The organism is Actinomycetospora aeridis (genome assembly GCF_037400275.1).
Classification (GTDB): Bacteria; Actinomycetota; Actinomycetes; order Mycobacteriales; family Pseudonocardiaceae; genus Actinomycetospora; species Actinomycetospora aeridis.
Map to the genome: position 1 here is coordinate 19069 of NZ_JBBEGL010000019.1, position 11188 is coordinate 30256.

General features: G+C 73.9%; 11 protein-coding genes. 4 read left to right on the forward strand and 7 right to left on the reverse strand.

Annotated features, from left to right (window positions below; genetic code table 11):
- Positions 1-9 precede the first annotated feature (9 nt).
- A complete protein-coding gene (locus WCD41_RS30700; protein ID WP_337719064.1) occupies positions 10-945 on the reverse strand; it encodes a PDR/VanB family oxidoreductase in 936 nt (311 codons plus the stop codon).
- A gap of 49 nt (positions 946-994) precedes the next feature.
- Entirely contained in the window at positions 995-1744 is a 750-nt protein-coding gene (locus WCD41_RS30705; RefSeq protein WP_337719065.1) for an IclR family transcriptional regulator, read from the reverse strand.
- 103 nt (positions 1745-1847) lie between these two features.
- On the opposite strand from WCD41_RS30705, the gene WCD41_RS30710 reads away from it, so the two are divergent.
- Positions 1848-2798, forward strand: a complete 951-nt coding sequence (locus tag WCD41_RS30710; protein WP_337719066.1) for a Rieske (2Fe-2S) protein — start codon at positions 1848-1850, stop codon at positions 2796-2798.
- Between the two features lie 22 nt (positions 2799-2820).
- Entirely contained in the window at positions 2821-3177 is a 357-nt protein-coding gene (locus WCD41_RS30715) for a Rieske (2Fe-2S) protein (RefSeq protein WP_133825202.1), read from the forward strand.
- Between the two features lie 26 nt (positions 3178-3203).
- On the opposite strand, the gene WCD41_RS30720 is transcribed toward WCD41_RS30715, so the two are convergent.
- Both WCD41_RS30720 and WCD41_RS30725 read right to left on the reverse strand, forming a co-directional pair.
- Entirely contained in the window at positions 3204-5198 is a 1995-nt protein-coding gene (locus WCD41_RS30720; RefSeq protein WP_337719067.1) for a protein kinase domain-containing protein, read from the reverse strand.
- 2 nt (positions 5199-5200) lie between these two features.
- On the reverse strand, positions 5201-6070 hold the full coding sequence (locus WCD41_RS30725) for a CPBP family intramembrane glutamic endopeptidase (protein ID WP_337719068.1): 870 nt from the start codon (positions 6068-6070) through the stop codon (positions 5201-5203).
- Positions 6071-6313: 243 nt separating this feature from the next.
- Between WCD41_RS30725 and WCD41_RS30730 the strand changes: the two genes are divergently transcribed.
- Together WCD41_RS30730 and WCD41_RS30735 are read left to right on the forward strand one after the other, a co-directional pair.
- Positions 6314-7138, forward strand: a complete 825-nt coding sequence (locus WCD41_RS30730; RefSeq protein ID WP_337719069.1) for an SAM-dependent methyltransferase — start codon at positions 6314-6316, stop codon at positions 7136-7138.
- Between the two features lie 74 nt (positions 7139-7212).
- Positions 7213-7959, forward strand: a complete 747-nt coding sequence (locus tag WCD41_RS30735; protein WP_337719070.1) for a ScbR family autoregulator-binding transcription factor — start codon at positions 7213-7215, stop codon at positions 7957-7959.
- A 1-nt stretch (position 7960) separates the two neighbouring features.
- Here WCD41_RS30735 and WCD41_RS30740 read toward each other — a convergent pair whose 3' ends face one another.
- The 3 genes from WCD41_RS30740 to WCD41_RS30750 are packed head-to-tail and all read right to left on the reverse strand — an operon-like array spanning position 7961 to position 11063.
- Positions 7961-8392: a nitroreductase family deazaflavin-dependent oxidoreductase gene (locus WCD41_RS30740; RefSeq protein WP_337719071.1), complete on the reverse strand. Its 432-nt coding sequence runs from the start codon at positions 8390-8392 to the stop codon at positions 7961-7963.
- Positions 8389-9489, reverse strand: a complete 1101-nt coding sequence (locus tag WCD41_RS30745) for a hypothetical protein (RefSeq protein ID WP_337719072.1) — start codon at positions 9487-9489, stop codon at positions 8389-8391. The genes WCD41_RS30740 and WCD41_RS30745 overlap by 4 nt, the downstream gene beginning before the upstream one ends.
- Entirely contained in the window at positions 9486-11063 is a 1578-nt protein-coding gene (locus tag WCD41_RS30750) for a fatty acyl-CoA synthetase (protein ID WP_337719073.1), read from the reverse strand. The genes WCD41_RS30745 and WCD41_RS30750 overlap by 4 nt, the downstream gene beginning before the upstream one ends.
- Positions 11064-11188 lie beyond the last annotated feature (125 nt).

Genomic DNA, 11188 nt, shown 5'->3' on the forward strand with positions numbered 1-11188 from the left:
ATGATTCCCTCACAGGTCCAGCACGAGGCGGTCGGTGCACGAACGCGAGACGCAGGGGAACAGGCAGTCCCCGGCGGCGCGCTCGTGGCCGGCGAGGATCGAGTCGCGGTGGTCGGGCACGCCGGCGAGCACCGGGGTCTCGCACGTGCCGCACGTGCCCTGCTCGCAGGAGGACAGCGCGGTGGCCCCGGCCTGCCGGGCCGCGTCGAGCACCGAGAGCTCCGGGCCGACGGTGACGACGGCGCCGGTGCGGGCGAGCTCGAGGACGAACGGCTCGTCACGCACCGGCGCGCCGAGCTCGGCGGCCACGAAGCGCTCGGTGCGCAGGAGGTGCCGGGGCCGGTGCGCCGTGGCGTCCTCGATCGCGGCGAGCAGGGGCCCCGGGCCGCAGCAGTAGACGACGGTGTCGGCGTCGAGGCCGGCCACGGTCGCGGCGAGCGGCAGCAGTCCGGCCTCGTCCTCGGGGTGCACGGTGACGCGCTCGCCGTAGCCGGCGAGATCGTCGCGGAACGCCATCGTGTCCCGCGAGCGCCCGCCGTAGAGCAGCGTCCAGTCCGCCTCCACGAGCTCGGCCTGGGCGACCATTGGCACGAGCGGCGTGATCCCGATGCCGCCCGCCACGAACAGGTAGCGCGTCGAGGGCACCAGCGGGAAGTGGTTGCGCGGCCCGCCGAAGCCGACGACGTCGCCGACGGCCAGCTCGTCGTGCACGTGGGCGGAGCCACCGCGGCCGTCGGGCTCGCGTAGCACTGCCACCCGGTAGGAGTGGGCGTCCCACCGGTCGCCGCAGAGCGAGTACTGGCGGGTGAGGCCGGCGGCGAGGGTCAGGTCGACGTGCGCGCCGGGCGCCCAGTCGGGCAGGCGCCCGCCGTCGGGCCGCGCCAGCGTCAGCGCGACCACGCCGTCGGCCGCGCGCACCTTCTCCCGCACCTCGAGGCGATCCATGGTCGGTGAGGATGCGAGGACGCCGTGGCTGCGGGAACGGCGATCCCATTCAATGGGCGGCGAGCCGCTGCTCGATGCGCCGGGCGGCCGCCGCGAGCGGCGCGACGTGGTCCCGGGCGCGGTCGTCGTTCGGGACGATCACCGAGACCGCGGCGGCGACCTGCCGGTGCTCGTCGCGCACGGGCACGGCGATGCCCGTGGCCTCCGGGTGCAGGTAGCCGCAGCACACCACGAAGCCGTCCCGTCGGATGGCCGCCACGCGTCGCCGCAGCTCGCCGGGGTCGGTGGGCGTGTGCGGGGTGAACCGCGCCAGCGGGCCCGCGAGGACGTGCTCCTGCAGGTCAGCGGGGGCGTGGGCCAGCAGGACCAGGCCCGACGACGAGGCGTGCAGGGGCAGCCGCGCGGCGATCCGCGTGTAGTTGACGACGGCCCGCTCCGCCGAGAGGCGCTCGACGAAGAGCACCTGCTCGCCGTCGAGCACCCCGAGCTGGGCGTGGTGGCCGACCAGGGCGTGGAGCTCCTCGAGCACCGGCATCGCGAGCTCGCGCAGCGACAGCGTCGGCGACGCGCGGGAGGCGAGCTCCCAGAGCCGAGTGCCGACCCGCACCCGTCGATCGGCGTCCCGGGCGAGCAGCCCGTGCTCCACCATGTCCGCGACCATCCGCGACGCCGTCGCCGCCGGCAGCCCCGCCCGCCGGGCCAGCTCCCCCACCGTCAGCGCGCGGTCGGACGGCGTGAACGCCTCGAGGACGCGCACGACGCGCTCGAGGACGGACTCCCCCGAGGACGACCGCGCCACCGCCACGAGTGTGCCGATCTGGGACAGTCCTCGTCCACCGAGGTTATGGCGGAGATCACAACGAGGTGCCAGGCTCCTTCACGCGGGACCGACGGACGGACCGGTGATCGAGCGCAGGGGGCGGCGGATGGCGGACTCCGGAGCGACGGCGTGGCACCAGCGCGCGGTCGCGGAGATCACCCGGTGGCCGTGGCTGTCGCGCCTCAACGAGCAGGCCAGCGCCGCCGTCGACCCGCTCTACGACCGTTTCCGCGCCAACCCCGTCGTCGAGCTGATGCACGGGGGCCGCTGGCTCGGGCACTCGCTGCACCCCGCGCTGTCCGACCTCCCCATCGGGTTCTGGTCTGCCACCCTGCTGCTCGACATGGCCGGCCAGGACACCCCGGCCGACGGCGGCCGCCTCGATCCGTCGTCGACGCTGTCCGCCGCCGGGATCGCCGCGGCCGCCGCCACGGCCGCCACCGGCGTGGCCGACTGGAGCGTGAGCGACAACGAGGACCGCCGCGTCGGGCTGTTCCACGGCCTCCTCAACGGGGCCGGCACCGTCCTGCAGGGCGTCTCGCTGGCCGCCCGGCTCTCCGGGCACCGGCGCACCGGGCGCGCGCTCGGCGCCGCGAGCCTCACGGTCACCGTCGCCGCCGCCTACATCGGCGGGCACCTCGTGCAGGGCCGCGCGGTGATGGTCAACCGCGTCGCGACGAACACCGGCCCGCAGCGCTGGGTGAAGGCGGTCGCCGACGAGGACCTGGGCGACGGCGCGGTCACCGGGGTCGAGGTCGAGGGCCGCAACGTGCTGCTCTTCCGGCGCGACGGCGAGGTGCACGCCATCGACGACGTCTGCAGCCACGCCGGCGCCCTCCTGCACCGCGGCGAGGTCGAGGGCTGCACGATCGCCTGCCCGTTGCACTACTCGGTGTTCGACCTGCGCGACGGCCGCATCGTCCGCGGACCCGCGCACCACCCCCAGCCCGTCCTGCCCGCGCGCGTGCGCAACGGCTGGATCGAGGTCCGCGGCTCCGCGCCGGCACCCCGGTCGCGCCGATCGTCCGGTTAGCTCACCGAGAGGAACCACCACCATGGCCTGGGAAGCCGTTGCCGACCTCGACCAGCTCGAGGAGGGCGACATGATGCTCTGCCACATGGGCGGCGAGCCGATCTGCGTCGTCCGGCTCTACGAGGACGAAGCCGTCGCGGTGCACAACACCTGCACCCACCAGCAGCAGCCGCTCAACGAGGGCTACCTCCAGGAGGACGACTCCCTCATCTGCCCGGCCCACAACTCGCGCTTCGACCTGCACACCGGCGTCCCGACGGGCGTCCCCGCCGTCGACCCGATCCCGACCTACGCCTGCAAGATCGAGGACGGCGCGATCTGGGTCGACTTCGAGCAGCAGACCAACGACGCCGCGATCCCGCACAAGCCCTACCACTGACCCCGGACGGGCGGCCTCGCGCGACGTCAGCGCACCAGGAACGAGAGGAGGACGAGCGCGGCGAGCACGAGCGCGGCGGCGACGACCAGCGGGATCACGACGCGCCGGCGACGCGAGCCGGCGGGCCGGGGCGACGCTCGAGGCGCCGACGCGCCGCCGAGCGGCGGTACCGGGAACGCCCCGGTCGGGCCCGCCACCGGCCCCGGCGCGCGAGGGGCTCGCGCGACGCCGGCCTCGGTTGACGCCACGGACGTGGCCGATGCGGCGGACGGCTCCGGGTCGACCACGATCCGGGGCCGCGACCCGACCTCCGCGGACACGGGCACCCGCCCGAGGCGGGTCCACTGCAGCTCGTCGAGCGCCCGGGGCGGCAGACCGCGCGATCGGTCGGACGGTCGGGGTTCCTCCCAGTACACGGGCAGGACGAAACGCTCACGCCCGAGACCGAGCGCGTAGGCGCACTCCCGCTGGACGAAGTCGGAGCGCATGGCGTTGTGCGACCAGAACAGCTGGAACGCGTCGGCCTCGCGGATCATCTCGAACAGTCGCGGTTCCCAGCGCTCCCCGGCCCCGAGCTCCGTCCGGTCCCGGAGGTACCGGTCGCCGCTGATCCGGCAGTGGTCGAGGACGCGCTCGACGATCTCCTCGTCGTCATGGGAGTAGGAGACGAAGACGCTGCGGAACCGGCGCATCGGGGTCGGCTCCAGCGGGCTCTCCGCGGACTCCGCCGACCTGCTCACCGTCGTCAGGAACTCGACCTCGCCGAGCGGGACGACGCCGCGGAAGATCCGCAGACCCGCCTTCACCTGACGCCCGACGTGCCCGGACACCCGCATGCGGAAGTCGACCTGCTCGATCGGCTCCTCCCACCGGACGACCGCGTCCGGCGGGTCGACCTCCCCGTCGTCCAGCCACGGCTGCAGGAGCACCTCGTCACCGCGGACGAGACGGAACCGCCGCGACCCCGGCGTCCCGCCGTACGGCGCCGCCACGTCGGCGACGGCGCGCGCCGCGCGAGCGGCGACCTCCTCCACCGGGTCGATGCGCCGCCCGGTCGCGGGATCGCGGAAGACCTCGGCGCGATGGACGAACGCCACCAGCGGATACCAGACGTCGGCCGCCACGAGGGTCGGGTGGTACGCGGTCACCTGAGCGTCCATCGCCGCGGAGCCGGGGGCCGGTGCCGGGACGGCGGTCTCGCGGCCGACGCCACCCTCGCGAGTCATCGACCGCAGGGCGAGCGCTGCCTGCTCCGTGGTGGGCCGTTCCGTCGGGTCACTTGCCACCATCGCCCGCAGGAGGTTGCCCAGCGGCGCCGGCAGGTCCGGCGGGATCTCCGGCGCACGGTGCAGGCGGGCGACCGCGGACTCGAGCAGGTCGCCCGGGTACTCGCGGCGCGCAGTGATGCACTCGAGGAGCACCAGGCCCAGCGCGTAGACGTCGGAGGCCGGGCCGACCTGCTCGCCGCGCACCTGCTCGGGCGAGAGGTAGGTCGCCGACCCGAACAGCTGGCCGGCCGGGGTGACGTCGGTGCCGTGGGCGTGCCCCGCGATACCGAAGTTCGTCAGGCGCGGGCGGCCGTGGGTGTCGAGCAGGACGTTGCCCGGCGTGACGTCGCGGTGCACCACGCCGCGACGGTGGACGTAGGTCAGGGCGTCGGCCAGCGCGGCGCCCAGCGCCACCACATCACCCTGCGGCAAGGGTCCCGACCGGAGGTGGCCGGCGACCGACTCGCCCTCGATGAGCTGCATGACGAGGTAGGCGTGGTCGCCTTCCCGGCCGACGTCGTAGATCGTGACCAGGCCGGGGTGGTTCATCCCGGCGAGGGCCCAGAGCTCGCGCCCGCGGCGGGACTCGTCGGCCCCGCCGACGCCGGCCGGGAACAGCCTGACGGCGACGTCGCGGCCGAGCAGCTCGTCGCGCGCCCGGAACACCTCGGCGGCGCCACCGCGCCCGATCAGGTCTCCGAGGGTGTACCGCCCGCCCCCGACGGAGGACGGGCCCCGTGCCGTCGACCTCACGGTCAGCCCTCCCGCGGGCCCGCCATGAGCTCGTCGGGCGTGCGCCGGTAGGTCCAGGTCCCGGCGCAGAGTGCGAGACCGACGAGGATCAGGGCGACCGCGACGAGGATGCCGGTCTCCATCCCGACCCAGACCGCCGCGCTCGCGCCCCCGGCGGCCGCGGCCGGCCAGAAGGCGCCCTGGATGATGCTGTTGTAGGCGCCGTGCGCCGCGATGCCCGGCCAGACCGACCCGGTCGAGAGGCGCGCCCGGGCGAGGATGCAGCCGTAGGGCACGACGCTGACCATGAACACGAGGGCGGCGATGATCGTCACCGGGTGCTCGGTGTAGATGAGCCCGGCAAGGATCAGCGGCAGGTGCCAGAGGCCCCACACGATCGCGTGGGTCAGGACGGGCCGCGGGATGCCGGCGTCGATGAAGCGGGTCAGCATGTAGCCGCGCCAGCCGATCTCCTCCCCCGCGGCCCAGACGAGGTTGAGCACCAGGCCGACCGTGACCGTTCCCAGGAGCAGCGCCCAGAAGCCGCCCTCCGGCGGCGCGAACGGGACGAGCCCGACCAGCCACGCCGTGCCGAACGACAGCGCACCGACGACGAGGGGAAGCAGGAGCCCGACGACGATCCAGCGCACCGAGCGCGCGCCGCCGAAGCGGAAGGACACGTCGCGGAAGCCCTCGCGCATCACGAGGCGCGCGATCACCGAGGCGAGGGTGACACTCCACATGAGGACGAAGATCCACCACGCCTGGCCGGTGGTCAGCAGCGCGGTGAGGCAGAGTGCCTCGAACACGATCGCGAGGGTGAGGAACACCGCGAGCCCGCGGCGCGCCCGCGTGCGGTTGGCCGCCGAGGGGGCGGTCATCACTCCGGTCACGTCACTGTCCCTTCCACGAGGAATCAAGGTCGTGGAACGAGATTCGGACACCCTGCGTAGTGCGTCAACGGTCGATGTGGTAACGATGTCGCCCGGATGGCCCTGGTGTCCGGAATCCGACACCTTCTCGTCACGCGGAGTCGTCACCGCACCGGGTACTGCGATCCTCGTCGTCGTGACGGTCCGGCCGGCCGCGCGCGATGAGAAGATCGTTCCCACGGTCGAGGCAGCGGGGAGAGCGGCGTGACGGACGCGGGCGGGACGTGGCGGGAGGCCGAGCAGGCGCTGCAGGCCGGCATCGACTACGAGCGGGCCAACGCCGCCCGGATCTACGACTACCTGCTCGGTGGGGCGTGCAACTTCGCCGTCGACCGCGAGCAGGCAGCGAAGATCCTCACGCAGAACCCCGACATGGCCTACGTCTGCCGCGCCAACCGCGACTTCCTGCGCCGCGCCGTCGAGTGGTGCCTGTCCCAGGGCATCACCCAGTTCCTCGACCTCGGGTCGGGGGTGCCGACGGCCGGCAACGTCCACGAGATCGCGCTCGCCCAGGACCCCGACGCCCGCGTGACGTACATCGACTTCGAGCCCGTCGCGGTCGCCCACGCCCACGAGGTGATCGGGGGTCTGGAGAACGTCAGCGTGACGCGCGCCGACATGCGCGACCCCGAGGGCGTCCTCGCCGCGCCGGGCGTCCACGACCTGCTCGATCCCGCCCGGCCGATCGCGCTGCTGACCGTCGCCGTCCTGCACTTCGTCCCCGACCCCGAGCTGCCCGCCGTCCTGGCCCGCTACCGCGCCGCGACGGCGCCGGGCAGCGTCCACGTCATGAGCCACGGCAGCGCCGACCACGACGACCCCGAGCTGGCGGCGCGGACGCGGGCCATCCAGGACGGTTACCGCGGCAGCGCCACCGAGGTCGTGCTGCGGACGCGGGAGGAGATCCGCGAGCTGCTGGGCGGGCTCGAGCTCGTCCCACCCGGCCTCGTCGACATCGTCGACTGGCCCACGCCGAGTCCGGGCGCGCGTCCGACCGGGGGTTATGCGGCGATCGCCCGGATTGCCTGATCACGGAGGAGCCGCTCACCGCACCGACAACGGCCTCGCCTGCCGACGTCGCCGCCGGTCCGCATACTCGCCGTATGACGCCGGAGTGGTTCGAGCTCCCGGTGTCCCGGTGGTCCGACCAGGCCGTCACCGCTCCCCTGCAGGCCCGGGCCCGCGCCACCCGGCGCGAGCTCCTGCTCGCGGCCGCGCGCCGCTTCGCCGCGCAGGGCTACCACGCGACCGCGCTCGCCCAGGTCGCCGCCGACGGCGGGCGCACGAAGGGCGCGCTGTTCTTCCACTTCGCGAACAAGTCGGCGCTCGGCTGGGCGGTCGTCGACGAGCTGCACTCCTCGTGGGACGACGTCACGGCGCGCATCGCCGCACGCGGCCTCGACCCGCTCCAGACCCTGCTCGTCGTCTACGACGCCCAGGTCGCGCGCCTGGTGCACGACCCGATCGTCCGGGGTGGGCTCCGTGTGATGCGCGAGGACCCGGGCATGGAGACCGACCGCCACAAGTGGGTCGAGGGGTGGCGCGCCGACACCGAGTCGCTGCTCGAGCGGGCCCGCGTGCAGGGGCTGGTCCACCCCGGCACCGACCCGGCGTCGGTGAGCGCCACGCTGCTCTCGACGGTCGTCGGGCACCACTACCTCACCGAGGTCCAGCCCGACGGCCCGTCGCTGTGGGAGCGGATGAGCACGACGTGGCGCGCGCTCCTGCCCACCCTGGCGCAGCCGGGCTGGCTCGACGGCTGGTCGGCGTCCGGGTGGACCCGGCGGCCGGCGCCCGACGCCGCGGCCCACGAGCAGGCGCGGCGGGAGGGCACCGACCGCCCGGCGTGACTCAGCGCGGGTCGAGCACGAACACCGGGATCTCGCGGTCGGTCTTCGTCGCGTACTCGGCGTAGTTCGGGAACGCCTCGACGGCGCGGTCCCACCACTGCGCCCGCTCCTCGCCCGACACGACGCGCGCGGTGTAGTCCTGCGTCTCGGCGCCGTCCTGCAGGCGGATGTCCGGGTGTGCGCGGATGTTCTCGAACCACACCGGGTTCTCCGGCGCCCCGCCCTTCGAGGCGACGACGGCGTAGTGGCCGTCGTGCTCGACGCGCATCACCGGGGTGTAGCGCAGCTTGCCGGTCTTCGCGCCGCGCAGGGTCAGGAGCACGATCGGCCTGCCGAGGATCTCCACGCCCTCCGTGGTTCCCGTCTCGAGGATCTTCTCCGTCTGGCCGCGCACCCAGTCCGCCGGGCTGAGCTCGACCTTCTCATCGGTCATGTCGGCGAGAACCCCGCCTCCGGCCGACGCATTCCGGCCCGGGGCCCCGCCGGCAGGAAGCGGGTCCGGTACCGGCCGGCGACGACCAGCACCGCGAGCTCGGCGACGACGGCGAGCACGACGAGCTCGGCGTCGAGGTAGCCCAGCGCGACGTTCACGCCGGCGAGGGCCAGGAGCAGCCCGGCGCGGCAGAGCCGGACCCCGACGCGGTCGCGACCGAGGAACAGCGCCGCCGCCGCGACGAGCAGGAGGACCCCGACGACCGCCTCCCCCGCCGAGGCGACGACGAGCACCGGCGGCCTGCTGCCGGGCGGGAGGGTCCGGTCGTCGAGGACGATCTGCACGTCGGGGTCGCTGCTCCACAGGGCGACCAGGACGACGAGACCGACCAGCGACACCAGCCCGAGCACGACCGACCCCGCGATCAGCAGGAGCCGGTGGACCCAGCGCGGCACGAGGGCGGCCTCGACGCGCCGGAGCCCGGCCACGAGCGGGCGGGTGCGGTCCCGCGCCTCGGTCGGGGCGGCCTCCACGACGGGACGCAGAGCCGTGGCGTAGGCGGCGAGGTCGGGGCGGGCCGGGTCGTCCGCGAGGGCATCGACGTCCCGGAGCAGCGCGGTCCGGTCGTCGGGGCGCAGCGGGCCGTCGGCGAGGTCCTTCGACCGGATCGCCACCGAGTACGCCAGCACGCGCGGGCGGTCGAGCCGGGCGCGGCCCGCCAGGATCGCGAGCCCGAGCACGCCCAGGAACACCGCGTAGATGATCGGCGCGGCGAGCGGGGTGAAGTAGTCGTTGCGCTGGGTGATGAACTTGCCGACCTCGTCGACGAAGAGCCCCGATCCCACGCCGACGCACACCGCCGTCGTCGGGGCGACCCACCGGTTGCTCCACGCAAGCGCCGCCAGCCCGCCGACGAGGAGCAGCAGACCGCCCCAGAGCGCGTGCGCGAGGTGGTAGACCTCGCCACCGATCTGCGGGTAGCCGGTCAGCGCGAGGTAGAGCCGCGTGACCACCACCGTCACGCCGAACGCCACCGCCACCAACCGGACGCTGCGCGCGGCGTCCTCGCGCGGGACCGGCCCGCGGTCGGCGCTCACGCCTCGGCGAGCCCGGCGTACGTGTCCCGCAGCTCGCGCTTGAGGATCTTGCCGCTCGGGTTCTTCGGGAGCTCGTCGACGAGGACCACGTACTTGGGGGCCTTGAAGCCGGCCAGCCGCTCGCGGGCGTGCGCGACGATCTCGGCCGGCGCCGCGCTCGCCCCGTCGCGCAGGACCACGGCGGCGGCGACCGCCTCGATCCACTCGGGGTGCTTCACCCCGAACACGGCCACCTCGCTGACCGCGGCGTGCGCGTAGATCGCGTCCTCCACCTCGCGGCTCGCGACGTTCTCGCCGCCGGTGATGATGATGTCCTTCTTGCGGTCGACGATCGTGAGGTAGCCGTCGGCGTCCATCACCCCGAGGTCGCCGCTGTGGAACCAGCCGTTCTTGAAGACCTCGGCGGTCGCCTCCGGCTTGCCCCAGTACCCGCGCATCGCGTGCGGCGTCCGGTGCACGATCTCGCCGACCTGGCCCACCGGCACCGACCGGTCGTCCTCGTCGTGCAGGCGGGTCTCGACGTTCAGGCTCGCCCGACCGGCCGTCCCGGCCTTCGCGATCTGCTCCTCCGGGAAGAGGACGGTGGCGTTCGGCGCCAGCTCGGTCTGGCCGTAGTAGTTGAACAGGCGGATGTCGGGCAGGCGCCGGCCCAGCTCCTCGAGCACCGCGACCGGCATGATCGCCGCCCCGTAGTAGCCCTTGCGCAGGGAGGAGAGGTCGTGCTCGTCGAACGCGGGTGAGCGCAGGAGGCGGATCCACACCGTCGGCGGGCAGAACATCTTCGTGATCCGCTCGGCCTCGACGGTGCGCAGGATCGTGTCCGGGTCGGCGGCGTCGACGACGACGCTGGTCGCGCCCAGGTAGACGTCGGGCGTGAGGAAGTCGTGCAGCGCCGCGCAGTGGTACAGCGGCAGCGCGTGCAGTTCGACGTCGTCGCGGTGGTACTCGCCGTCGACGATGTCGCTGACGTACTGCGCGATGAGGTTGCGGTTGGTCATGATCGCACCTTTGGGCGCCGAAGTCGTGCCGCTCGTGTAGAGGAGCTGCACCGGGTCGTCGTCACCGATCTCGACGTCGGGCTCGGTCGCGTCGTCGTGGGCGAGCAGCCGGTCGAACGTGGTCCAGCCCGGGCTGTGGCCGACGACCACGCCGAGCGAGACCGCGACCTCGGCGGCCCCGAACGTGTCGACGAGCGCGTCCTCGACGATCGCCGCCGTCGCACCGCTGTCCTGGAGCACGTAGCGGACCTCGGAGGCCACGAAGTTGAAGTTGACCGGCACCGAGATCGCCCCGAGGCGGGCGATCGCGAAGTACGCGACGACGAACGCGTAGGAGTTGTGGGAGAAGATCGCGACCCGCTGGTTCCGGACGACGCCGCGCGCGGCGAGCGCGTTCGCGACCCGGTTGGCGTCGCCGTCGAGCTCGGCGAACGTCCGCCGGGTGTCCCGGTGCACCACCGCCACCTTGGCGCCGTGCTTGCGCGCGCTGCGGGAGAGCAGCGAGCCGATGGTCTGCCGGCGGGCGCGCACGACATCGGGCGTGAGCGGCGGGAGATACTGGCCGAGATCGTCCACACCGCAGCTCTTACCGATGCGGAGCGCGGAGGGCAACGGCTCAGAGGGGGACGTGGGGTCGGCCGCCGGGTCGGGGTGTCTGGTCGGTGTCGACGATCCAGGGTGGGGTGAACCAGGGCCGGCCC